The 24,657-nt window shown below is 57.6% G+C and carries 21 protein-coding genes and 4 tRNA genes; 3 read left to right on the top strand and 22 right to left on the bottom strand.

The genetic code is table 11. The features are described from left to right. Positions 1-103: 103 nt before the first annotated feature. From rpoB to ACXZ66_RS02570, 14 genes are all read right to left on the bottom strand, one after another. Entirely contained in the window at positions 104-3,598 is a 3,495-nt protein-coding gene (gene rpoB / locus ACXZ66_RS02635) for a DNA-directed RNA polymerase subunit beta (RefSeq protein WP_458750300.1), read from the bottom strand. A gap of 420 nt (positions 3,599-4,018) precedes the next feature. Next, entirely contained in the window at positions 4,019-4,951 is a 933-nt protein-coding gene (locus ACXZ66_RS02630) for a DUF3068 domain-containing protein (protein ID WP_458750298.1), read from the bottom strand. A gap of 196 nt (positions 4,952-5,147) precedes the next feature. Then, on the bottom strand, positions 5,148-5,534 hold the full coding sequence (gene rplL, locus ACXZ66_RS02625) for a 50S ribosomal protein L7/L12 (protein ID WP_458750297.1): 387 nt from the start codon (positions 5,532-5,534) through the stop codon (positions 5,148-5,150). Between the two features lie 77 nt (positions 5,535-5,611). After that, on the bottom strand, positions 5,612-6,130 hold the full coding sequence (gene rplJ / locus ACXZ66_RS02620) for a 50S ribosomal protein L10 (protein WP_458750296.1): 519 nt from the start codon (positions 6,128-6,130) through the stop codon (positions 5,612-5,614). A gap of 304 nt (positions 6,131-6,434) precedes the next feature. Beyond that, a complete protein-coding gene (locus ACXZ66_RS02615; protein ID WP_458750295.1) occupies positions 6,435-7,859 on the bottom strand; it encodes a phytoene desaturase family protein in 1,425 nt (474 codons plus the stop codon). Between the two features lie 174 nt (positions 7,860-8,033). Then, positions 8,034-8,750 carry a 50S ribosomal protein L1 gene (rplA, locus tag ACXZ66_RS02610; protein WP_458750293.1) on the bottom strand — a complete coding sequence of 239 codons (717 nt, stop codon included), beginning with the start codon at positions 8,748-8,750 and terminating at the stop codon, positions 8,034-8,036. Between the two features lie 68 nt (positions 8,751-8,818). Beyond that, on the bottom strand, positions 8,819-9,247 hold the full coding sequence (rplK, locus tag ACXZ66_RS02605; RefSeq protein ID WP_458750291.1) for a 50S ribosomal protein L11: 429 nt from the start codon (positions 9,245-9,247) through the stop codon (positions 8,819-8,821). A 191-nt stretch (positions 9,248-9,438) separates the two neighbouring features. Next, positions 9,439-10,356, bottom strand: a complete 918-nt coding sequence (nusG, locus tag ACXZ66_RS02600) for a transcription termination/antitermination protein NusG (RefSeq protein WP_458750289.1) — start codon at positions 10,354-10,356, stop codon at positions 9,439-9,441. Positions 10,357-10,492: 136 nt separating this feature from the next. Continuing rightward, complete coding sequence (secE, locus tag ACXZ66_RS02595) at positions 10,493-10,816, bottom strand: preprotein translocase subunit SecE (protein WP_458750288.1); 324 nt, start codon at positions 10,814-10,816, stop codon at positions 10,493-10,495. Between the two features lie 23 nt (positions 10,817-10,839). Beyond that, positions 10,840-10,915 (bottom strand) — tRNA-Trp (locus tag ACXZ66_RS02590). A gap of 72 nt (positions 10,916-10,987) precedes the next feature. After that, a tRNA-Met gene (locus ACXZ66_RS02585) sits at positions 10,988-11,061 on the bottom strand. A 36-nt stretch (positions 11,062-11,097) separates the two neighbouring features. After that, positions 11,098-11,170: transfer RNA gene (locus ACXZ66_RS02580), tRNA-Thr, on the bottom strand. A gap of 237 nt (positions 11,171-11,407) precedes the next feature. After that, positions 11,408-11,493, bottom strand: a tRNA-Tyr gene (locus tag ACXZ66_RS02575). Positions 11,494-11,580: 87 nt separating this feature from the next. Further along, on the bottom strand, positions 11,581-12,597 hold the full coding sequence (locus tag ACXZ66_RS02570; protein ID WP_458750287.1) for a polyprenyl synthetase family protein: 1,017 nt from the start codon (positions 12,595-12,597) through the stop codon (positions 11,581-11,583). Positions 12,598-12,733: 136 nt separating this feature from the next. On the opposite strand from ACXZ66_RS02570, the gene ACXZ66_RS02565 reads away from it, so the two are divergent. Next, positions 12,734-13,972, top strand: coding sequence for a geranylgeranyl reductase family protein (locus tag ACXZ66_RS02565; RefSeq protein WP_458751242.1), 1,239 nt, complete (start codon positions 12,734-12,736; stop codon positions 13,970-13,972). A 15-nt stretch (positions 13,973-13,987) separates the two neighbouring features. Here the strand turns inward: ACXZ66_RS02565 and ACXZ66_RS02560 are convergent, their stop codons facing one another. From ACXZ66_RS02560 to ACXZ66_RS02535, 6 genes are all read right to left on the bottom strand, one after another. After that, positions 13,988-14,677, bottom strand: coding sequence for a demethylmenaquinone methyltransferase (locus ACXZ66_RS02560; protein ID WP_458750285.1), 690 nt, complete (start codon positions 14,675-14,677; stop codon positions 13,988-13,990). A 39-nt stretch (positions 14,678-14,716) separates the two neighbouring features. Then, a complete protein-coding gene (locus ACXZ66_RS02555; protein ID WP_458750283.1) occupies positions 14,717-15,919 on the bottom strand; it encodes a glycosyltransferase family 4 protein in 1,203 nt (400 codons plus the stop codon). A 63-nt stretch (positions 15,920-15,982) separates the two neighbouring features. Beyond that, complete coding sequence (locus ACXZ66_RS02550) at positions 15,983-16,438, bottom strand: DUF3592 domain-containing protein (RefSeq protein WP_458750282.1); 456 nt, start codon at positions 16,436-16,438, stop codon at positions 15,983-15,985. Further along, positions 16,438-18,063, bottom strand: coding sequence for a 2-succinyl-5-enolpyruvyl-6-hydroxy-3-cyclohexene-1-carboxylic-acid synthase (gene menD / locus ACXZ66_RS02545; RefSeq protein WP_458750280.1), 1,626 nt, complete (start codon positions 18,061-18,063; stop codon positions 16,438-16,440). Before menD ends, ACXZ66_RS02550 begins: the two co-directional genes overlap by 1 nt. A 13-nt stretch (positions 18,064-18,076) precedes the next feature. After that, positions 18,077-18,721: a hypothetical protein gene (locus ACXZ66_RS02540; protein WP_458750278.1), complete on the bottom strand. Its 645-nt coding sequence runs from the start codon at positions 18,719-18,721 to the stop codon at positions 18,077-18,079. Positions 18,722-18,808: 87 nt separating this feature from the next. Continuing rightward, on the bottom strand, positions 18,809-20,080 hold the full coding sequence (locus ACXZ66_RS02535; RefSeq protein WP_458750277.1) for an amidohydrolase family protein: 1,272 nt from the start codon (positions 20,078-20,080) through the stop codon (positions 18,809-18,811). A gap of 204 nt (positions 20,081-20,284) precedes the next feature. Here ACXZ66_RS02535 and codB point away from each other — a divergent pair, with 204 nt between their 5' ends. Next, positions 20,285-21,613 (top strand): cytosine permease, encoded by a 1,329-nt coding sequence (gene codB, locus ACXZ66_RS02530; RefSeq protein WP_458750276.1) that lies wholly within the window; start codon positions 20,285-20,287, stop codon positions 21,611-21,613. On the opposite strand, the gene ACXZ66_RS02525 is transcribed toward codB, so the two are convergent. After that, entirely contained in the window at positions 21,599-22,549 is a 951-nt protein-coding gene (locus tag ACXZ66_RS02525; RefSeq protein ID WP_458750274.1) for an o-succinylbenzoate synthase, read from the bottom strand. The genes codB and ACXZ66_RS02525 overlap by 15 nt on opposite strands. Before the next feature lie 9 nt (positions 22,550-22,558). Beyond that, on the bottom strand, positions 22,559-23,149 hold the full coding sequence (locus ACXZ66_RS02520) for a Type 1 glutamine amidotransferase-like domain-containing protein (protein WP_458750273.1): 591 nt from the start codon (positions 23,147-23,149) through the stop codon (positions 22,559-22,561). A gap of 67 nt (positions 23,150-23,216) precedes the next feature. Here ACXZ66_RS02520 and ACXZ66_RS02515 point away from each other — a divergent pair, with 67 nt between their 5' ends. Then, on the top strand, positions 23,217-24,170 hold the full coding sequence (locus ACXZ66_RS02515; RefSeq protein WP_458750272.1) for a 1,4-dihydroxy-2-naphthoyl-CoA synthase: 954 nt from the start codon (positions 23,217-23,219) through the stop codon (positions 24,168-24,170). Positions 24,171-24,657 lie beyond the last annotated feature (487 nt).

Genomic DNA, 24,657 nt, shown 5'->3' with positions numbered 1-24,657 from the left:
CCTCCCAAACGGGAGGATCGATGTTGGATTATTTCAGAGTCGTGTTGCGCCGGTGAATCGTCGTAAAGCGATATTGCTTATCGACGACTCCCGTGCCTGGCAGTTACGCGGTGTCCGCGGCAGCACCCTCATCGCGGGACAGGTTAATGCCCAGCGAGGAGCCTGCATGATCGTCGTCATCGTCGCTGTCAAGATCCATTGGAGTGCCGTCCGTAGAAAGCACCTCAACGTTGAGACAGAGCGACTGGAGCTCCTTAAGCAAAACCTTGAAGGACTCTGGAATGCCTGGATCAGGGATGTTGTCACCCTTGACAATGGCTTCGTAGACCTTCACACGGCCGACAACGTCGTCCGACTTAATCGTGAGCAGCTCCTGGAGGGTGTAAGCAGCGCCATAAGCCTGCATTGCCCACACCTCCATTTCGCCGAAGCGCTGGCCACCGAACTGTGCCTTACCACCCAGTGGCTGCTGGGTAATCATGGAGTAAGGACCGGTAGAGCGAGCGTGGATCTTCTCATCAACCAAGTGGTGCAGCTTGAGCATGTACATGTAACCCACGGAGACTGGGTACTTGAACGGTTCGCCGGAGCGGCCGTCGAAGAGCATGGTCTTGCCGTTGCCGTCAACCATGACGTCACCGTCGCGGTTTGGCTTGGTGTTGGCGAGCAGACCAGCGATTTCCTCGTTGGTTGCACCGTCGAACACAGGGGTTGCAGTCAGGGAATCCGCTGGGACGTCGTAGAGCGCCTCAGGCAGGGTTTCCAGCAGCTCAGCGTTTGCAGGATCATCAGGATCAACGGTCCAGCCAGCCTTAGCCAACCAGCCGAGGTGCACCTCGAGGACCTGACCAATGTTCATACGACGAGGAACACCGTGGGTGTTTAGCAGGATGTCCACTGGGGTGCCATCAGCCATGAACGGCATGTCTTCCTGCGGCAGGATCTTGCCAACAACACCCTTGTTGCCGTGGCGTCCAGCCATCTTGTCGCCGTCCTGGATCTTACGCTTCTGAGCAACGTAGACGCGGATCTTCTCGTTGACGCCTGGGCTTAGATCGTCGTCGTCCTCGCGGGAGAAGTGACGCACAGCGATGACCTTGCCGGTCTCACCGTGAGGCACCTTCAGAGAGGTGTCGCGGACTTCGCGGGCCTTCTCGCCGAAGATGGCGCGCAGAAGGCGCTCTTCAGGAGTCAGCTCGGTCTCGCCCTTCGGGGTGACTTTACCAACGAGGATGTCGCCATCGCGCACGTCAGCACCGATACGGATAATGCCGCGCTCGTCGAGGTCCTTGAGCACGTCCTCGGACACGTTCGGGATCTCGCGGGTAATTTCCTCAGCACCGAGCTTGGTGTCGCGGGCATCGATCTCGTGCTCTTCAATGTGCACGGAGGTCAGGATGTCTTCTTCGACAACGCGCTGGTTCAGGATGATTGCATCCTCGTAGTTGTGGCCTTCCCATGGCATGAATGCCACGAGCAGGTTACGTCCGAGGGACATTTCACCGTTCTTGGTACCTGGACCGTCCGCGATGACCTGGCCAGCTTCAACGCGCTCGCCGATGTTGACCAGCGGGGTCTGGTTGTAGCTGGTGCCCTGGTTGGTGCGCTCGTAGGTGCGCAGCAGGTAGCTGTCGCGCTGACCTTCGTCGTCCATGATGGTGATCAAATCGCCGGAGACGTTCTCAACCACACCGGCCTTCGGGGTAATGACCATGTCGCCGGCATCGTATGCAGCACGCTGCTCCATGCCGGTAGCCACGAAAGGAGCCTCTGGGCGCAGAAGTGGCACAGCCTGCTTCTGCATGTTGGCGCCCATCAAGGCACGGTTAGCATCGTCGTGCTCCAAGAATGGAATCATTGCGGTTGCAACGGAGACCATCTGACGTGGGGAAATATCCAGGTAATCAACGCCCTGTGCATCAGTAACAGCGATGTCGCCGTCCTTGATACGGACCTCGATACGCTCGTCGATGATGTTGCCTTCGTCATCCATCTTCGTGGAAGCCTGAGCAATCGCGTAACGATCTTCCTCATCTGCGGTCAGGTACTGAATCTCACCGGTGAGCTTGCCATCGACGACCTTCTGGTACGGGGTCTCGATGAAGCCGAAAGCGTTCACGCGAGCATAAGAGGCCAGCGCACCGATCAGGCCAATGTTCGGGCCTTCCGGAGTCTCAATCGGGCACATACGGCCGTAGTGAGATGGGTGAACGTCTCGCACCTCAATGCCGGCGCGCTCACGGGACAGACCACCTGGACCAAGAGCCGAGAGACGACGCTTGTGGGTCAGACCCGACAGGGAGTTGTTCTGGTCCATGAACTGCGAGAGCTGAGAGGTTCCGAAGAACTCGCGGATCGCAGCCGAAACTGGACGAACGTTGATCAGGGAGGTAGGCGTGATGGATTCCGCGTCCTGGGTGGTCATGCGCTCGCGCACAACACGCTCCATACGAGAAAGGCCAACACGAACCTGGTTCTGAATCAGTTCGCCGACAGTACGCAGACGACGGTTACCGAAGTGGTCAATGTCGTCAGTGTTGATTGGAATGATCTCACCGGTAGGCGAGGTCATTTCCTTTTCACCGTTGTGCAGACGCACCAGGTACTCGAGGGAGGTAGCAATGTCCTCCTCGGTCAGGGTGAGCAGACCATCGTGATCGCCGCCGAGGCCCAGCTTGCGGTTGACCTTGTAGCGGCCAACCTTTGCCAGGTCATAGCGCTTTGCACGGAAGAAAGAGTTCTCCAGCAAAGACTGAGCAAGATCACGCGTTGGCTGCTCGCCTGGGCGCTGCTTGCGGTAGATCTCCAGGAGTGCCTCGTCGGTGTTTGCAACACCGTCGGACTCGAGGGTGGACATCATGATCTCGGAGAAGCCGAAGCGCTCGCGGATCTGAGCGTCGGTCCAGCCAAGTGCCTTCAACAGCACAGTGACAGGCTGACGACGCTTACGGTCGATGCGCACGCCGACGGTATCGCGCTTGTCCACGTCGAACTCCAACCAAGCACCACGGGAAGGAATGACCTTCACTGCGTGCAGGGGACGCTCGGTGGACTTGTCGATGGTCTCGTCGAAGTACACACCTGGGGAACGCACCAGCTGGGAGACAACGACACGCTCGGTGCCGTTCACGATGAAAGTACCCTTGTCGGTCATCTGCGGGAAGTCGCCGATGAACACCGTCTGGGACTTGATCTCCTGGGTGTCGTTGTTGATGAACTCTGCAGTTACATACAGAGGAGCCGTGTAGTCAATGTCTTTGTCTTTACACTCATCGATGGTGTATTTTTGCGGCTCAAAATATGGCTCGGACAAAGAGAGCGACATGTTGCCCGAGTAATCCTGAATCGGTGAAAGCTCTTCGAGGATATCCTCGAGGCCACTCGTGATGCGGGCATCAGGTCCACGCAATTCTTGTTGGCGTGCGCGCCATTCAGGCTTACCAACAAGCCACGAAAAGGATTCGGACTGTACGTCAAGGAGTCCAGGTACGGCTACAGGCTCGCTGATCTTCGCGAACGAGTACCGAGTCGGAGCTCCGGGGATTTCGGCCACTGACTTGGTCTGGCGGGAGACTGCCAAGATGGGTCCTTCCAGCACCTCACGCGGGTCCTAAAAAATTGTTCTGGCTTTACAATTTTCAGGAATTCCGCTGGATAAATTAGCATTCGGTCTGCTGTGGAAGTACCGTCCCCAGATAGCACAAAATCACCTTGTCAAGTCGACTTTTCCAAATCAAAGTGAGCAAGGTTTGCACATCACTGGAGACGGCTTCCAGCGCAACGACTTATCCTAAAACATTTTTCTGGTTTTGTAAAGACCAATTTGCAAATCCAGGTGCGGACCCGTATCGAGGCTTCCCGTTCGAACACGTTGGAAGGGACTCTAGCACCAAATCCTAAGAAAACTGCAACAACATTGCCAACTTTATGAGAATTCCCAGGGCAAAAACCTGCATTCCAAGCAGAAATTATACGCTGACACCAGCAGTTTCTACTAACCGGCTAAAGTTGCGCAGCTTTAATTCTTGGAGCGGCGTGACTCTGGACGCAGAGCGCCGATCAGCCCGATGATGGCAATGACCGCGCCAATAGTAATGATGATCGCTGTGATCGTCCACGAGGTGGATTGGGAGACGAGTTTGCGGAGCTGGCCCAACTTATCTTCGTTGTCTTGGGTAGCAGCGTTGTAGGACACGAACTCCTCTACCCGCTCACCGGTGGCGTTGGCGTAGAACATGTCTACGTTCTCGTCAATACCGATAACGATTCCGCTGACGTGATCAATCTGAAGGGTGCGCTGGACTTCATAGGTCAAGTACCCAGTAAAAGCGTTGCCCCCTTCGTCTTGGAAGGTCTTGGTGTTATTCATTCCCGCATATTCGCGAGCCAGGTTAGTCGCTGGAATATTCTGAGTGTAGTTATCCACCCGGCGCCCGCTGATTTTCTCGTTGCTCACGCGCTCGGCAGGTGCGGTCCCACGCAGAACTGGATCAAAGAGATCAATGGTGTCGGCTTCGGAGTTCACCGGGATCTTCAGCCACGGGCCTCCCATGTCCACTTCCTCCGCCGGCATAACCATCACGGAAGAGACAGTGGCTGGGGTGAGTGGATCGCCGGATTTCCGGTCCACCTGCCAAGACCAGGTTTGAGCCGTGATTAGATCCTCGAGCTTATCTCCCTCAGAGCCGCGAAAGAGGGTCTCACCCACGCGCAGCGAGGCCATGTCCTCGTCTGAAGGGTTTTGGATCTCCATATGCAGCTGACGAGTAACAGGCTGTGCTTGACCTTCCACGGTGCCGTTCTCGTCGTGAAGCGTATATGTTGTGTTCTCTAGGTTGAGCGGCAACCTACCATCACCCAACAAGAACTTAGGTGCGGCGAATCCGGCAACCATGAGCGCGACGCCAAGGCCGACGAGGAAGGCTGACAGGATTCGGGACTTAGGAAGCATAGGGTGCAGTCTACAAGACAGCCGGGTGAGACCAAGTTTCCGGCTCGGCGGCGACCCTAACTTTCCAGCAACTTTTATGCGGGCATGAGTAAACCCCCACACCGTGCAACGTTGAAAACAACGTGCAGGTCGTGGGGGTTTAAATGAAGTATGTGAAGACTTCAGGTGTTACTCAAGCATTACGCAAGAAGTGAAATTACTTCAGGGTAACGGTTGCGCCAGCCTCTTCGAGCTTAGCCTTAGCTGCCTCAGCGTCATCCTTGGATGCGCCCTCGAGGATAGCCTTAGGTGCGGACTCAACCATTTCCTTTGCGTCCTTCAGGCCCAGGCCGGAAACAACTTCGCGGACAGCCTTGATGACGCCGATCTTCTTGTCGCCAGCGGACTCGAGAACAACGTCGAACTCGGTCTGCTCTTCAGCAGCAGCAGCCTCGCCAGCTGGTGCGCCTGCAGCAGCAACTGCAACTGGAGCAGCAGCGGTTACGTCGAAGACCTCTTCGAATTCCTTCAGGAACTCAGAGAGCTCGATGAGGGTCATTTCCTTGAACTGCTCAATGAGCTCGTCCTTGGTGAGCTTAGCCATGATGGCTTCCTTTCTGTATCAGGCCGCTATTTCTGTTCGGCCTGAAATAAGTATGTGGTGTTGATTTAAAACTTGTTTTAAGCAGCTTCTTGCTTGTCCTGCAGGGCAGCAACAAGACGTGCGGTCTTGGATGCTGGAGCCTGGAACAGGCCGGCTGCCTTGGCCAAGGAGCCCTGGAATGCGCCAGCGAGCTTGGCAAGAGTGGTCTCGCGGTTGTCCATCTCTGCGATAGCGTTGACATCGTCAGCGCTCAGAGCGTTACCGTCCATGTAGCCGCCCTTGAGAACGAATGCATCGTTATCCTTGGCGAACTTCTTCATGGTCTTTGCAGCGTCAACTGCCTCGCCCTTAATAAAGGCAACAGCGGTTGGGCCGACCAGAAGATCATCGAGACCCTCGATGCCCTGCTCGTTAGCAGCGATCTTCACGAGGGTGTTCTTGGCGACGTGGAGTTCGACATCAAAGCCAAGCTGGCCACGCAGCTCCTGGAGCTGAGCAACGGTCAGTCCGCGGTACTCGGTGAGTACAACGGAGCTAGCGCCCTCAAACTTCTCCTTCAGTGCTGCAAGCTCTGCTGTATTCTTTGGGTTTGCCATCTTCACACGCCTCCTTCCAAATGCTTCATTGGTTTGATCCGCCGGAGCACATCGGTTGTTTCCAACAAAAAATGCCCCGTGCAGAAGCACGAGGCACACATATCAAGTGTTTGCCGCGTTTCTCCTGCGTAGGCCGCTTCCATTTAAGGAAGTCCTTCGATCTCCTCTAAGGGAGATAACCGACGGTCTTCGGTGAAACTTGAGCACAGCATTTTCATGCCGTTCAACTTTCAGGAGTGACAATAGCAAGAGCTCATGCTAAGAACCAAATCGTCGCTTTACGACGATCGCTCCCGCGCCAAATTCATAGTCCTCTATGGCTATCCTCTAGGGCATTCCGCGCCGCCCACATTCCGGGCATCCCGTGCACGCCCGCCCCGGGTGGGCTTGAGCTGCTGGCCAAGTACAACCCTGGTTTTATCCGGTGAGGTGTGAGCGCAATCCCGGGCCGCATGAGCACCTGTGTGCCCGCCATGGCACCACCCGCAATATCGCCTCCGACAAAGTTGGGATTCCATGCCTCTAGCTGGGCGGGAGACATTTCATGGGTGGCTTTAATAACGTCGCGAAACCCTGGGGCAAAGCGCTCAATTTGTTTGGTAATCGCTTCTTTTACTTGTCCTCGGTATGCCTCGATGAAGCCGTGCGGAACGTGTGCATAGGTCCACAGCGTGAGTCCGCGGGAGGGGTCCGCCACGTACTGCTGACACACCATCACGAAGGGTTTTTCGGGCATCCGGCCTGCCTTCGCTTCGTCCTCGGCATGCGCGATCTCTGCAACACTGCCACCGAGGTGCACCGTGCCCGCTTGGCCCACTTGGGGATCTTTCCACGGCACCGGTTCCTTAAGCAGGAAGTCCACCTTGTACGTCGCGGTTCCGTATTTCCACTTTCGCAATTGTTGCTGTTTGCCCCTGGGCAACTCCACCCCCTCAAGCCTGAGGATCTGGCGTGGAGTGAGATTGAGAATCGTGGCGTCTGCCTGCGGAAGCTCATGCAGATTCTGTATCTCGATGCCGGTGTGAATTCTCACGCCGTTTTCATCAAGAACGCGCACCAAAGCATCCACGATGGCCTGCGTTCCTCCCTTGGCCACTGGCCAGCCACGCGTCATGCCCAGTCCTCCAAAGAGCAGGCCGAAAGCACCCGTCAGAGGCCTCGCCGGTGAGGTAACGGCGTGGGTTGCACTGCCCGCCAGCAGCGCGCGGGCCTGCTCGGATGCAAAGATTCGGCCTAGAGATTGAGCACTTGCAAGACCCGGGATGCCAAACTGTGCCATTCGCACCGGGTGTTTCGGCCAGCGCAGGATGGGGCCGAGGAAGTTGTCCAGGTGCTCGTCGATACGCTCCACGATCGGCCGATGCAGGGCCGTCCACCGCCGCGCATCCCTGCCCAACTGCTCGGCTGTGCGCTCAAGGTCGCGTGTCAGCACTGCTGTGCCCGACTCGAGCGGGTGTGCCATCTCGATCGGCGCGTGCAGCCACTCCAGCCCGTATCCTTCGAGGCCCAGCTCGCGGAATGCCGGGCTGGTGATGCCGAAGGGGTGCCCGGCGGCTCCAAGATCAACGATGGTGCCGGGGCCGAAGATCTTGCTCGACGAGGTCGCCGCTCCCCCAACGCGATCTGCCTGCTCAAACACCTCGACGTCCCAGCCAGCGCGGGCAAGAAAAGCTGCGGCGGTAAGCCCGTTGACTCCCCCGCCGACGACGATGGCGCGTGGACTAGACATGTCTACCTGTTTACACCTTTTCGATATCGAAGTCCTCCGGGAATTCGCCCCAAAATCGCCCTTTATGCATTCCATGCCGCACATAATTTTCAGGACTTCGATATCGAATAGTTGAGCGCAGCAGAAAGCCCGCACTGCCTAAAGCAGTACGGGCTAACTGTGACGCGTTAAGACTTAAGCAGTCTTGTCTGCGTAGTTCTTCTGAACGGAGGTGTCCACTGGGACGCCTGGGCCGCTGGTGGAAGATACGGTGATCTTCTTCAGGTAGATGCCCTTTGCAGAAGATGGCTTCAGACGCAGAACTTCGTCGAGAAGAGCGCCGTAGTTCTGTGCAAGCTGCTCAGCGGTGAAGGAAGACTTACCGATCATTGCGTGCAGGTTGGAAGCCTTGTCAACGCGGAAGGAAATCTTGCCGCCCTTAACCTCTTCGATAGCCTTTGCAACGTCTGGGGTGACGGTGCCGGTCTTAGGGTTAGGCATCAGACCACGAGGGCCCAGGACACGAGCCACACGGCCGACCTTTGCCATCTGATCAGGGGTAGCAATAGCAACATCGAACTCGATGGTGCCAGCGTTGATCTGCTCGATCAGGGTGTCGGTGCCGACGATGTCAGCGCCTGCAGCCTCAGCAGCGGTAGCCTTCTCGCCCTCAGCGAAAACTGCAACGCGGACGGTCTTGCCGGTGCCGTTTGGCAGGGAGACGGTGCCGCGAACCAGCTGATCAGCCTTACGTGGGTCGACGGAGAGACGCATTGCAACGTCAACAGATGCGTCGTAGTTCTTGGAAGAGGTTTCCTTCACAAGCTCAAGAGCATCTACTGGGTGGTAGTGCTTCTCGTTATCAATCTTGGCAGCCGCTTCGCGGAATGCCTTGGACTTCTTCTTTGCCATGTTGGGTTCCTTTAAGTCAGTGGAATTGTGGTGTGCGGGCCAGGCCTGGCCCTACCACGGTGATGAATTTACTTTTCGACGACGATGCCCATGGAACGAGCGGTACCAGCGATGATCGCTGCGCCAGCCTCGATGTCACGAGCGTTGAGGTCGTTCTTCTTGGTCTCTGCGATTTCCTTGCACTGATCCCAGGTCACGGTGCCGACCTTGTTGGTGTGAGGAACGCCGGAGCCCTTCTTCAGGCCAGCAGCCTTCAGCAGAAGCTTTGCAGCTGGTGGGGACTTCAGGATGAAGTCGAAGGAGCGGTCTTCGTAGACGGTGATCTCAACTGGGACCACGTTGCCACGCATAGACTCGGTCGCTGCGTTGTAAGCCTTGGTGAACTCCATGATGTTGACGCCGTGTGCACCAAGTGCTGGGCCAACTGGAGGTGCTGGGTTTGCCTGGCCTGCTTCGATCTGAAGCTTGATCAGACCGGTTACCTTCTTCTTTGCCATCGGATTACCTCAATTCCTTGATATGAGCCAACGCCACGATGAATAACGTTGCCTACCGGATGCCAGCCAATTACTTGCCAGCCACCGGGGAGTTAAACGGGGTTAAAAACGAATCCGCGTGTGATGAACACACGCGGACGTTGATTTTACGCGGTAGCAGGAAATAAACCAAAACGCTACCCGGGTGAGGACTAGCTGATGCGCTCGACCTGATCAGCCGTGAGCTCGACTGGGGTCTCGCGACCGAAGATGGACACCAGGGCCTGGATCTTTCCGGTCTCAGGATCAATAGAGCTGATCGTTGCGGAAACGGAAGCCAGTGCGCCAGAAAGGATGGTCACTGCCTCGCCGACCTGGAAGTCATGGGTTGCCTTTGGCTTCGACTCGTCTTCAGGGCGAGCGATGACAGTCTGGCCTTCGGAATCAGCCGCAGACTTCTCTGCAGACTCGCCCTCGACTGGGGTGTCCTTTGGAAGGAGGAACTTAGCCACGTCGCGGTGCTTAACTGGAGTTGCGTTGCCTTCGTTGCCCACGAAGGAGGTCACGCCTGGGGTCTCACGAACTACGGACCATGCTGCGTCGTTCATTTCCATGCGCACGAGAACGTAGCCTGGCAGCAGCTTGCGCTTAACGGTCTTGCGCTTGCCGTCCTTGAGCTCGATGACCTGCTCGATAGGCACAACAACATCGAAGATGGAATCTTCCACTTCGAGGGTGACAATACGCATGTCCAGGTTGGTCTTGACCTTATTCTCATATCCAGCGTAGGTCTGGATGATGTACCACTGGCCAGGCTGCTTCTTCAGCTCGCGGGTGAACTCACGCAGACGACGACGGTACTCTGCGTCCTCGTCGGAAGCGTCGGTATCGCCGAGTGCTGCGGCAGCGTCCTCGGGGTCGAGCTCGACGACCTCTTCTTCAGCCGGAGCCTCTTCTTCAGCGACTTCGTCAGAAGCCTCGGTCTCTGCAGCCGCTGTCTCTGCAGCCTCTGCGAACTCCTCAGGGTCGGTTGCCTCGGTGACAGCGCCACCTTCTTCAATCATGTCGGTCTCGGCTTCGATGTCTGACTCGAAGATGTCTGCCTCGAAGCTTACGTTCTCATCGCTCACGGAAGATTCCCTACTTTTCTTGGTTGCCCTACGAATTATCCCGCCTACCCAAGGTGCTGGGAGACGGGATGATTATTATGTGAGCCAGTATAGCGAAGGAGAAATACTCCGTGCAATTCCGACTTTTAGTTGGAGATTAACCGAGAACTGCCTCGACGCCGCGCGTTGCAAGAGCATCTACGCCCCACACAATCGCAGTCATGATGATCAGGAAGCCGAACACGATCAAGGTGTAATTGACCATTTCCTTACCGGTTGGCCACACAACCTTGCGGAGCTCCGCAACAACTTCACCAGGGAAAGCTAGAAAGCCACCGCCCAGCTTCTCGTTGGAGTCTTGCTCGTTGCGGGAAACCTTCTTCGACTCATAGGTCGAAGCGGAGGTTGTGTTGGTACCACTCAGCTGACGCTTGCCCACTGGCTGGGCAGGACCTTGGCCCTTTGGATCGTCTTCGCTCACGGGACTCCTCTGGATAAAACTTCTGGCAGGGGCGACAGGACTCGAACCTGCAACCTACGGTTTTGGAGACCGTTGCTCTACCAATTGAACTACGCCCCTTGGTGTACTGCACTTAAGGAACAGTACGCACCACCCTACCATGAATGGAAGACCATTCGCTTTGGGCAGTTGTAGCGGTGGAGAGACTTGAACTCTCGACCTCGCGATTATGAGTCGCGCGCTCTCACCAGCTGAGCTACACCGCCATGATGTCCGCCTGAAAAGTACCAGACAAACAGCAGAGCCCCCTAGCAGAATCGAACTGCTGACCTTTTCCTTACCATGGAAACGCTCTACCGACTGAGCTAAGGGGGCACAGCCTCTGGTTTAGGACTTTGTTTGTCCCGCTCCGTTGAAGCCTTAGAAAGATTAACCCGCAACGCGTATAGAACACAAATCGTCTGGTCAGTACGGGTTTTCAGCACGTTTAAGCAACGCATATTCATCGCTTTGCGCAAAGCAGCTTTACGACGATTTCCTGCTCCACCCACAGCCACCGCACAACCCTGCAGACAACAAAAAAGATCCACTGCTTTCGCAGTGGATCTTAGGTGGTGCCAGGTAGAAGATTCGAACTTCTGAAGGCATACGCCGGCGGATTTACAATCCGCTTCCTTTGGCCACTCGGACAACCTGGCAATGCATTTTTAAGTGCGAGGACTACCTTACAACAGCCTCCCTAGTGATGTGCAAATCGGCTGCTCAGAGGCTATATTTTCTAACTCCTACCCCACCCTATCGATGGTGTAGCGAGCAAGCATTCGCAGCGCGTCGGTGGCAGGGATCTGTGGCAGGCGGGCAATTTCGTCGTCGACAATGCTGAGGTAGTGGCGGACCACTTCCAGCGAGCGTGCCTTGCCGTCTGTCTGTGCCAAAAGCGTCAGGGCGCGTTCGACGTCGGCGTCGTCGTGAAGCGGGCCTGTAAGCATCCCCCGAAGCTCTTCCCCGGCCTCTGAGTCGTCCTCGAGTGCATAGAGCACTGGGAGGGTGAATACGCCCTCGCGGAGGTCTGTGCCGGGTGTCTTGCCGGAGTCTTTGGTGTCGGAATAGATATCAATCACATCGTCGATGATCTGGAAGATCATGCCGATGGCGCCGCCGATGTTGTACAGGGCGTCCACGTACTCGTCGGGCGCGCCCGAATGCTTCGAACCCAGATAGCCCGCGGAGGCGATCAGGACGCCCGTTTTCTCCTCGATCACCTTCATGTAGTGCTCGACGGGGTCGGAGCCCTCGGGGCCGATAGTTTCGCGCATCTGGCCTGTAACAAGCTTGCCGAAGGTCTCGGAGAAGTGGCGCACGGTATCTGTGTCCAGCTGACTCATCAACCGCGAGGTGTGAGAGAGCAAGATGTCACCGGCCAGTATGGCCACCGAGTTGCCCCACCTAGAATTCGCCGATTCCACTCCTCGGCGCATATCGGCCTCGTCCATCACATCGTCGTGATATAGGGTGGCCAGATGCACCATCTCGACGACTGTTGCCGCCTTAATCACGTTCTCTGAGCCAGGGTTCGGGCCGAACTCGCTGGCCAGCAAAGTCATCATCGGACGGAAGCGCTTGCCACCAGCCTTGGCTAGGTGCAAGACCTTTTCCGTAACAAATTCAGAGCCCACAGAGAGCTCCTCCACCAGCAGATTTTCTACTTTCTGCATACCTTCATTGATGCGCGCTGTGAGGTCTGCGTCGCCGAGATCCACGCTCGACACATTGCGAGGAGAGGGGGTAGTGCCGAAAGTCATCAATACGGTCCTTGTGCTTTGGTGCTTTTATACGTGCTGAAGATACCTGAGTAGTTTAGGCAATTATTGCACTCCACCGTAGTCCAGAGAACTCACACCTCACACTCAAGGGTGTTATTTTAAACCCTCTGGCACAATAGACCGAGTGAGCGAAATACGAGAATTGGTTGTTGTTGGTGCCGGACCTTCGGGAGCGGCAGCCGCTTTAGCCGCCGCACGAGCTGGCATTGACACCCTTCTCTTGGACGCAGCGACCTTCCCCCGCGATAAAACTTGCGGCGATGGCCTCACTCCCCGCGCAGTCCACTCTTTAAAGGAATTGGGCGTTGACCACGTCCTTCCCGAGTACCGCAGCAACGGATTGAAGCTCCACGGATACGGCGGATCCGTCACCGCCCCGTGGCCAGATGGCCATTTCGGCACCGAGGGTAGCGCAAGCCCTCGCATGGTTTTCGACGCAGCACTCGTCGATGCCGCGCGCGACGCCGGCGCCGAGGTCTGGCAAGGGTGTGCCGCCGAGGACGTCGAGTTCGACGGCGGAAAAATCTCCGCGATTATCACCCCGAAGGGCACCGTGCGCCCGAAATGGGTCATCGTCGCCGACGGCGTGCGCTCGCCTTTCGGCAAGCTTTTGGGCAGGCAGTGGCATCGCGACGAGGTGTACGGCATCGCCGCACGCTCGTATTGCACCTCGCCTCTTGATCAGGAGCCATGGATGCATTCGCACGTAGAGCTTCGCGACGACAGCGGGGAAATTCAGCCAGGCTACGGCTGGATCTTCCCGCTCGGCGATGGCCACGTCAATCTCGGCTGCGGCGCACTTTCTACAGCGGAGCGACCAGCCAAGATCAACACCAAAAAGTTGCTTTCCGCCTATGCCGACTACGTGCGCAATGAATGGCAGCTCGGCCCAGAACAGCACGTCACCTCGGCAATGTTGCCCATGGGTGGTGCCGTGTCCAACGTGGCTGGCGGCAACTGGATGCTCATCGGCGACGCGGCTGCCTGCGTCAACCCGCTCAACGGCGAGGGCATTGATTACGGCCTAGAAACCGCCATCATGGCTGTGGACATGCTGAAACAAGTGACCGATTTCACACTGACGTGGCCTCTTGCACTCCGCGGCACCTACGGGGAAGCCTTTGTGCTCGCGCGTACGGCAGCTCGCTTATTGACGTACCCACAGTTCCTGCCATTCGCAGGACCAATCGCCCTGCGCGGGCCCGTGGGCGCGGTACTCATGCCCGCAGCTGCCCGGTTGATGGGCAACTTAATTACCGACGAGGACCGCGATCTCATCGCTCGTGCGTGGCGTGGCGCGGGATCTGTCATTAGCAAGATCCGCCGCGATACCCCCCTGTGGTCTGTGCAGTAATTGATTAACCATTAATTAACGAGGCTTCGTAGCCGCGTGGTTTGCCACAATACCCAGCGTGAGGTTTTGCCAGCCGCAGTCTTCCCAGCCGTTGGCATTGATCTCAGCGGCTAGTTCTTCCTGGTCTGGCCAGGCACGGATGGATTCTGCCAGGTACTCGTAGGCCTCACCGTTGGAGGAGACCAATTTGGCAATCGCCGGCAGCGCGCGCATCAGGTATTCCTTGTACACCGTGGAAAAGATTGGCACGATGGGCGTGGAGAATTCGCTGACCACCAAGGTGCCGCCTGGCTTGGTCACTCGCGCCATTTCGCGCAGGCCTTGGCGGTAATCGTGGATGTTGCGCAGACCATAAGAAATGGTCACGGCGTCGAAGGTGTTGTCGGCGAAAGGCAGCTGCATCGCATCGCCCACGACCTTCGGTACGTCGCGCTCCTTGCCGGCCTGCAGCATGCCCTGTGAGAAATCACAGGCTACGCACCATGCACCGGACTTCGCCAGCTCTTCGGTGGACACGGCGGTACCGGCAGCCAGGTCGAGGACTTTCTGGCCTGGCTTCAAGTTGAGGCGCTCGCGGGTGCGTTTGCGCCAGACTCGGTCCTGGCCAAAGGACAGAATCGTGTTCGTGATGTCGTAGTTTTTGCCCACATCGTCGAACATTCCTGCAACGTCGAAGGGTTTCTTGTCTAAATCTGCCTTGGCCATAGAAACCGAGTCTAACGGATACCCAAACTAGCTACCTAGCTATGCAGCCTGTCGTGCGCCGAGTGCGCGGGCCGCCCAATTGGGCAACTCTGGGATCTGACCAAAGTAAGTCAAAGGTACTCGGCTTGCGCCCTCGAGCACTTCGTCGTAATAGCCCAGAAGCTGATCTCCCAGGGCCTCCCAGGTCTTGTTCTCTACCGATGCGCGGGCATTAAGGCAAAGCTCACGGTGGCGCGAATCATCCAAAAGCCACTCCGCCGCGGCTGGGAGGTCCTGCTCGAAGGTGTCCACATCCAACAAGTAGCCGTTATAGCCGTCTTGGATCAGATCCACCGGACCGCCGGCACGAGGGCCGATAGTAGGAACACCAGAGGCCTGGGCTTCCTGAATTGCTTGGCAGAAAGTTTCAAACTCGCCGGTGTGCACGAACAGATCCAGGCTGGCGTAGGCGCGTGCCAGTTCCTCGCCCTTGAGACCGCCAGTAAAGATTGCCCCGGGCAGAGCGGTCTGCAGCGCTTGACTTTCAGGCCCGGCACCCACGATCACCAGCTGAATGTCACTGCGGTTATCCAGTGGCTTCAGGCGCGCCACACCCTTTTCCGCGGCGAGGCGCCCCACAAAGCCAACAATCTTCTTTCGCCCTGTGGGATCCCACTGACGCCTCAGTTCCTGCGAGCGCTTTTCTGGGTGGAAGAGCTTGGCATCGACTCCCCTGCCCCAGTGACGCACATTCTTAATCCCGTGCTTTTCCAGCTCCGCAATAGCTAACGACGAAGGCGCGAGCGTCATTTGCGTCATGTTGTGGAGCGTGCGGGTCCAATCCCAAATCACGGTGCCCAATCCCGGTGCGTTGTACTTGGTGGCAAACCCAGCAACGTCTGTTTGGTACAGCGCAACCGCCGGAAGCCGCAGCTGGCGGGCTGCCACTGCGCCTGCCCCACCGAGGACAAATGGGCTGGCAAGGTGAACGATATCCGGTTTAAACTCTGCGAGTGCTTCGCGCACGGCCAGGGTAGGAACACCAATTGGCAGCGAATCAACCATAGGGATTTTTACCGTAGGAACTCGAACGATGGGGAAACCAAGATAGTCTGGGACTTCTTCTTTGTGGTCCCGCGCCCCTGGAGCTACAACTATTGCCTCGTGCCCGTGTGCTTTGAGGTGTTCGAGCACACGCAACACCGAGTTAGTTACCCCGTTAATGCTGGGGAGAAAAGATTCAGCAACGATACCGACACGCATAGGCGCCATCATCTCCTATGAAGTTCAACGAGCACTATACCTTGAGGAAACGTTAGATGAACATTATATTTCGTGTTCACCATGTTTCTTAGGGTGTTCCTCATGCTTTGCTCGATGTTTCCGCTGGGACGATTCCACGCCCCACCACGCAAGCACCGCCAACAGCGTTGATACAACGGCGACCGACAAAGCCGGGATGATGGAAAGCGTCCACTTTCGCCCTTCTACTTTAACCAATTCTGGATTGGATTTGGCATAGGTGACCCAGACTTGTTGACCTTGTCCTAGTCCTGTGGGATAGAGCAAGCCCGTGGGTGGCGAATGATAGCGGCCTTCTTCGTCCTGATAATCCACCGCAGTGCGGATTGGGGTCACGCCAGTCACGGTAGCCATGCCTCGACCGGGGTCGCTCATGATCGTGGCGTCGTTTAAAGCCGGCCCCACAACCATGCCCACGGCACCGATCATGGCTGCTGCGTAGAGCACCAATATCAGCTGCCGAAGCCTGCGGCGCACCACTACTTTTTCAAGCTTTCTGCCAGCGCGCGACGGGTCTCTCGGGTAGTCACGGCCTCGATGATGGTGATAGGTTCGGGTGCTTCAACGTCGTCCATCAGGTGCTCCAAAAGCTCCTGCAGCGAGGTCGCCTTTTCATACGCCACGCCATAGGCTTCGGCCAGGGCTTCCAGGTCGACCTCGTGGGAGGTTCCAAAGCCACGCTCAAAAGAGCCACGCAGCTCGGGCGCTCCGACCTCAAGGGTTTCGAAAATGCCACCACCGTTGTCGTTGGCCACCACGATGGTCAGATTGCCCGGGCGCGGTTCGTCAGGCCCAATCAGTAGACCATTCACGTCGTGCAAGAAAGTAAGATCTCCCAACAGTGCGATGGTGCGTGGTGCCCGGATTTCGTCGGGCTGTAGCTCTTGCGTTGCCAGCGCGATGCCGACGGCTTGGGAGACTGTGCCATCGATGCCTGCGGCTCCGCGGGCAGAATAGGTAGACACGCCGTCGAAAGGTAGGCCGACCAGGCTGGCATCACGCACGGGATTCGACGAGCCGACGACGAAGGTATCGCCCACCGCCAAGGTATCGGCCACAGCTGCTGCAACGTGGAGCCCGGTGAAACCGAATTCCTTGTTCTCTAGTACGTCGCGAACAGTGTTTGCTCCGACCTCGCCGGCCGCCTCGCACACCTTGATCCAGTGATCGGAGGATTGGCCCGTGACTTTCACGCGGGAGCCGCGGATATCAGGCTGCCCGGTGAAGGTATCGGTGCGCGAGAGCCCGATGACGGTGATTTCGGGGTCGGCCAACAAGGCCATCACATCGCGGTGCAACGTGGGATGTCCAACGACGATGACCTGGTCCGGCTTCGTGGACGCAGAGAAATCCCCACCATCGTGGCTAACAGCAACCTCAGGCTGGGCGAAGAACTGCGCAGCCAAAGGATGCACCTGGTGATAAGGGGTATACGCGGTGGGCTCGGCAATGGTAGGAACGTACTCGAGGCCGGGAACTTCCCAGGCTTCGTCACCTGCGATAACCAGGGTGTCCTTGTTCAGGTCCACCTCTACTTCACCGTGATCGATGAAGCTCACTTGTGAATCCAGGCGACCGGGTCCAACCCGGCGCGGCTCGCCAACTGGTGCCGGAAGTTCCGCAGGAGTCAGCGGAGTATCAAGGGCGACGTTGAGGTGCACCTGATCTGCGTCAAAGCTGATGGAATCATCTACTGAGGTAATCTGCTGCGTCTGTGCGTAGCGGCCGAAGATGCCTTCTTGCCAGATGGTTTGGGAGGCACCGGTGCCCAGCAGGCGCTCCGGCCGGTCCGCGCTGATGATGGCCAGCGGGGTATGCGACATGTGGGCCTCGACGACCGCGGGAAGCGTGTTCGCAACGGCGGTTCCCGAAGTCGTGACCACACCCACGTGACGACGCTGGACGCGCGCGATTCCGAGTGCGGTAAAGGCGGCGCTGCGTTCGTCGATACGCACATGTACTCGCAGATCCTTGCGTGCAAGCAGTGCCAAAGTAAGGGGCGAGTTCCGCGAACCTGGACTGATGACTACGTCGGTGAGGTTGCGGGCGAGGTGGCTGGCAACGTGCGTGGCAAGGTCCATGGAGTTGGGCTGCGAATCAGGCATGCGCACAAGCTTACTACTGTCCCTGAAGCTGCCCCTGGAGGTCGCCGATCAGACCATCGATCCAGTTTTGTGCCTCTTGCGCGCCGCTGGTGACGGCCGGCGGGATTTCGGTAGGAATCTCGGTGGGGATCTGGGTCGGGACCTGCGGATTGCCCTGGTCATCGCGCGGAATGATGCTCGTTGGGATGATCGGCGAGTTGCGGGTAGTGGTTTCCGTGGACGTCTGGGTCTGGGTCACGGTTACCGGCGCGGGAGGCGGCTGATTTGCCTTGTCGGCGGCACCTCGCCACATGAAGAACAGGACAATGCCTGCGAGAACGGCGAGGGCGAGAAGGATGCCAAGGATCATTGAGCCACGGCCGCCGGACTGTTTGGATTGGTCTTGGTAGTTGTAGTCGTCGTTGTAATTAGCGTTGTAATCTTCGGGGCGGTACGGCTCGTCATAAGGCTCGTAGCCCGCGTTGGACTGCTGCGAGCCATAGCGGGTTTCGTATTCCGGCTGGTAGGACGCCTGGTAGCGCGTCTCCGATTGAGACTGGTCGGGGAAGACCTGCCGCGGACGCTGCTGGCCCGCGTCACCGCGCTGGCCCTGGTCGCGGTCTGAGTCCCTGTTCGGGTCCCTGTCGGGCACACCAAATTGACGAGTCTGATCATTCATGGGTTGAACCTTACCCAGCGATCTCCGGCGAACCTGTACGCGCGCCAAAATCTAGCTGTGCATACGCGGACCTGTAGTAGCTGACCATTACACTTGCCACTGAGTGTGTTCCGGCTCACGGGTAAAGACAGTCGTACCGTCGTGGATGCTTACCAGGACGTCGGCTTGATACTGGATTGCCTCCTGATCCGAGGTGGCGTCAAGAACTATTAGGTTCGCTCGTGCGCCCTCGCGGACACCGTAATCGTCTTGGATACCCAGATTTCCAGCAGGGTTATACGTGATGTGGTCGAGGCTGTTGGCAAGGTGTTCCTTGTCCAGCATGTGCCCGACGTGGAGACCGGAGTCCAGGACTCGTAGGGGATCGCCACTGCCCATGGGGTACCACGGATCGGAGATGGAATCCTGGCAGAAACTAACGGGAATTTCCCAATCGGTGAGTGTTTTTACCGGGGCAACTCCGCGAGGGACAGGATTGTGGAAGCCACGGCCCTGGAGGTGCAGGTTTTCGTTGGGAGCGATAGCAAAGCTCAGGCCAGCATTTTTCAGCTTTGGCAAAAGTCGGCCGAGGTAGCCAGGTTCGTAGTACCCCATGGCCACGGCGTGGGAGACCACAGTTTCGGCGCCCATTGAGCGCTGAGTTGCCTCGGCCGCCATCACTTCGATGAAGCGCGACTGGGCATCGTCGATTTCGTCGCAGTGGATATCCACTGGCAATCCGTGTTTTTCGGCAAGCTCGAAGGAGAACTTCACCGATTCCACGCCCGCTTCCCGCGTCGGCTCGAGGTGCGGGATTCCGCCGATCACGTCAGCACCTTTGCTTACGGCGCGCTTCATCAGTTCGTCTCCACCCGGGTAGGCGTAGATACCGTTCTGCGGGAAGGCAACCAGCTGCAGCTCCATCCACGGGGCAATGTCTTCTTTCACCTCCAGCAGGGTGTCCAACGCAATTAATTCGGGATCAGTTACGTCGACGTGCGAGCGGATGAAGCCAACTCCATGAGATGCCGCCATCTTGGCTGCCTTCAAGGCGTTTTCTCGGATCGCTTCGGCATTGTGGAGACCGAGTTCCTTTCGCTCACGCCAAATTTCGATCGCCTCGAACAAGGTGCCCGATTCGTTGACCCGAGGTTGACCTGCAGTGAAGGCGTAGTCCAGGTGAATGTGCGCCTCGACGAATTGGCCGGTGACAAGTTTTCCTCCCGCGTCGATGTCCCCCTCACCGATTTCTGGCGAGACGTCTACCGATTGTGGGACAACCTTTTCAATCCGGGTTCCGTTGATGAAAATTTCGTAGAGCGCTTCCCCATGGTTGCCAGTTGCCTCTCGGTCACGCAGCCGAGCATTCACGATCTTCATATCTTGCACCTTCCTGCTAGAAACTATATTTCGATAGAAACTCTAACGGCAGGTGGCGTACCTGTCGACCGGTCCAATGGTGACATGAAACATATTTCTATCGGTTGACAGTTTAAAACTATTTAGGGATTGTTAAACCTACCTTTTCAATAGGTCAATAGAAAACACCTCTTGTGGTGTTCCACCGCTATCACGATGGGATTTATGATGAGTACAACTTTGAGACCCGAAGACACGGGTGCTGCTCCAGCAACTGCGGCCGACCCCACCGGCCACACCGCCTCCAGTGCCCCAGTAGATCCCGACTACCCCGTCACCCCTGTGCCCAAGCACGCCAGGAACTCGTTCATTTCGCTAGCCATGGTCCTGTTGGGATTCACGGTGTTTACCCCGACCATGCTCGCCGGAGCCGAAATCGGAACTTCCTTCAACTTCGCCACACTGCTCTTTGTAATCACCTGCGGTTCATTGATTCTGACCACCTACGTTTCCATCCTTGGCTGGATTGGCGCGCGAACAGGCTTAACCACAGTAGTAATGTCGCGCTACACGCTAGGAACAAAGGGCGCAAAACTTGCATCCATCCTGCTCGGTGGCACCCAAATCGGCTGGTACGGAGTAATCATCGGCACGATCGGCTCGCTGACCGCTGAGGCCTTCGGATGGGAATCGCGCGCGGCAGTCGTCGCTATCATGCTCGCCGCCAGCGCATTGATGTGCCTGACCGCGTGTTATGGATTCAAGGGAATGTATTGGGTATCGGTAACCACCACCCCACTCATGCTAGTCCTCGCGGTGTGGGTTGTGTACCTCTGCGTTCAAGAAGCAGGTGGCTGGGCAGGGTTGTTCGCCATCGAGCCAACCAATTCAATGCCGGCATCAGTAGCAATCACCACTGTTGTTGGTACGTTCGTGGCCGCCGGTACTCAGGTTCCCAACTGGACTCGCTTCGCCCGCAGCGGACGAGATGCAGTGTTCGCCTGCCTCATCGGATTCCTTGTGGGCAATGGTTTGATGATCTTCTTCGGCGCAATCGGTGCCATTACCTTCGGTGAAGGAGACTTCGTAGTCATCCTGTACCAGCTGGGATTGGTCGCCCTCGGACTCCTTCTGCTCTTCGGCAACTTGTGGAAGACTAACGCCGATACCGCCTACGCTTTCGGTGTTGCAGGTGCTGCGCTGTTCAATCACAAGTCCAAAACCCCATTCATCATCGGTGGCTCCATCATCGGTACCGCCCTAGCCGTCGCCGGAGTACAAGACCACTTGGTGGGATTCCTCGGATTGCTCGGCGTGTTTGTGCCACCGCTCGGCGGCGTGATCATCGGCGATTACCTGGCCAAATGGTCAAAAACCCAAATGCCCGAAGGAGCAGTCCTGCCTTCCTTCCAGGTTGCAAACATTGCCGTCTACGTCATCGCCAGCGCTGCCGCCTACCTCGCCAGCATCACCGGTTGGGGCATCCCACCGCTGGTCGGCGTCCTCCTCGCGGTTACGCTTTCATTCGCTGCGGGAAAACTACGTAGTTCCTAGCTCGCCATACGTCTGTCGCACACGCTCAAACCACCAGTCCCGGCGCTCGGGCGTGGCACGCAAATCGTGCAATCGCTCCGGGTCCGGGTGCGCTGGTTTAATCTCCAAAGCACCATCGACTAACTCGGCGGGCTCGACCACGTCTTCTACGAATAACCGCTGCGTAGCCAGGCCGGCCGCGCGCGAATTGGTCAGCTTCGCAGCCACCAAACCCGAGTAGATTCCCACCGCGGTATCCAGCGCCGAGGCCACAGTCAGCGAGAGCCCTAGCTCCTCGCTTAGTCGGATCAGTCGGCGCACCCCGCCCAGCGGTGCGACCTTCACCACAGCCACATCCGCAGCACCCAGTTCGGCCACGCGGTACGGGTCCTCGGCTTTGCGGATCGATTCGTCGGCAGCAATAGGCGTATCGACGAGCCCGCGGACCTGCGCCAATTCCTCCACCGTGGCGCAGGGCTGCTCTATATATTCCAGTTCACCTAAACGTCGAGATGCCTCAACGGCCTCGGCCACGCTCCAGCCCCGGTTGGCATCCACGCGCAGCACGGCGTCCGGCCGAAGCGCGCGGACGGCTTCCACGCGGGCGACGTCGTCGTCAAGCGATTGTCCTTGCTCTGCCACCTTGATCTTGAAGGTGCGCACCCCGGGGTAGCGCTCCAATACCGACGCGACCTGGGCGGCAGGGACGGCCGGGATTGTGCCGTTGACCTCGACGAATCCGTGTGCTTCGGGCAGTCCCTCGAAGGCGGCTTCGAGCCCGGCGCGCAGCCAGGCGGCGGATTCGCGCGGCCCGTACTCGAGAAATGGTGAGAACTCGCCCCAGCCGGCGGGGCCGTCGATGAGCATTGCTTCACGACGAGTCACCCCGCGGAACTTCATCGCCATGGGCAAACTGACTACGTGGGCGCGCTCTAAAATCTCATCGACGGAAACCATATATAGAGCCTAGATCAACTCCGTGCGGCCATCGTTGATGAGCAGCGCTTCCCCGTCGCGGAGCAGCACCAGCTTGTAATCTGCGCCGTAAGTGCCCACTAGCTGGGCAAACATGTCTAGGGTGAAAGGCGGATTGTCGCCCACGTGCGGCACGACGGCGTACTCGGTCAGTTCCAGGCCCGTGTAGTCGGTGAGCTCGGGGGCGATATCGGCGTTGTCCAAGTGGCGCACGTAATCGATGTCCGGGCCCGCGAGCACGGAACCGGCGCTTGTACCTATATATGGTAGGCCCGCCTCGACCTTCTCCTTGAGCACGTCAAAGTTGCCGGTGCTGCGCAGAACGTAGAGCAGATCGTAGGTCTCGCCGCCTGCGACGTAGACGCCATCGACTTCGTCGAGAATCCGGGCGGTATCAGCGGGATCAGTGGTGGCCATGGGCAGATTGATCAGCTCGAGGCCCATCTCGCGAAGCTGCTTGCGCTCGTTATCGACAAACGGCTGGTCGGCGAAGGAGCGCGTGGCGTCGTCGACATATGCGATCTTGCCTGAGACAAACTCGGGAATCGATGGATGAAGAAACGAAGTGAGCAAGAGTTTCATAGTGCCGATGGTAGGCCAATTCCGCCTTCGGCATTTCGGGTACAGCAAGGCATCTAGAATCAGACCCATGACGTATTCCAAGGAACAGCCCTTCGACCCCACGCAGTGGAAGACGGTAGAGGGTTTCGATTTCACCGATATCACCTACCACCGCCACGTGGGCACCGCGCGCAAGGACGGCACCGTGCGCATCGCCTTCGACCGCCCCGAGGTGCGCAATGCGTTTCGCCCCCACACCGTCGACGAGCTCTACCAAGCCCTCGACCACGCGCGCCGCGACCCAACCGTTGGCGTCATCCTGCTCACCGGCAATGGCCCGAGCGAGAAGGACGGCGGTTGGGCCTTTTGTTCCGGCGGTGACCAGCGCATTCGCGGTCGTTCCGGTTACCAGTACGCCACCACGCATGAGCATAATGATGCGCTTGCCGACGATTCCACCGTGGACGAAGCCCGAGCCAAAGCCGAGGGAGGACGCCTGCACATCCTTGAGGTGCAGCGCCTGATTCGCACCATGCCGAAGGTTGTCATTGCCGTGGTGAACGGCTGGGCTGCCGGCGGTGGCCACTCCCTACACGTGATCTGCGATCTGACCATCGCCTCGGGCCAGGAAGCGCGCTTCAAGCAAACGGATGCCGACGTGGGCTCCTTCGACGCCGGTTACGGCTCCGCTTACCTGGCCAAGATGGTGGGCCAGAAGTTTGCCCGCGAGATCTTCTTCCTGGGTCGCACCTACAGCGCAGAGGACATGCACCACATGGGTGCGGTAAATATTGTTGCCGACCATGCCGACCTGGAAGCCGAGGCCATCCAGGTTGCCCGCGAAATCAACGGCAAATCCCCTACTGCACAGCGCATGCTGAAGTTTGCGTTCAACCTCACCGACGACGGGCTGATGGGCCAGCAGGTCTTCGCAGGTGAAGCCACCCGCCTGGCGTACATGACCGACGAGGCCGTGGAAGGCAAGGAAGCCTTTTTGGAGAAGCGCGAACCGAACTGGGATCAGTTCCCGTTTTATTACTAGGTTGCTTGGCATGAAAAAGCCGCCCGACCCGGAAGTTGCGGATCCGAGTCGGGCGGCCTTTTTGGTTGGGGCTACACAATTGTGGCACCGGAATCTTCAGCGACCACTGAGATACCAGTTATGGTGCAGCTACTTTGCTGAAAATTGACTACACGGACCAGCTGCTGAATAAAGTACCGAACATGACAACGTAAGAAATGAACGTTTGAACGAAATAAACTAGAAAATCCATTGTTACTTACTCCTTGTTAGAACGCCGATTGAACGAGTGAGGACAGGCTTTCGACGAACTCAGTAGTCCCCATCGGTTCCATAGGTTGCACGAACATCGCTTGAACTATGACGCTTATCACGGTGAACGCGAGAGAAATGAGTAGAACCGAACTGACCATATTGCAAACCTCTTCTTTACTGGATGACGATTACAACTGATTTATCCAGGTATCAATGTTGCCTATTACTCAGCTACCCGTTTCGGGGTGGGTTT

This window comes from Corynebacterium sp. S7 (genome assembly GCF_054401105.1).
This window is presented reverse-complemented; position numbering and strand designations above follow the sequence as displayed.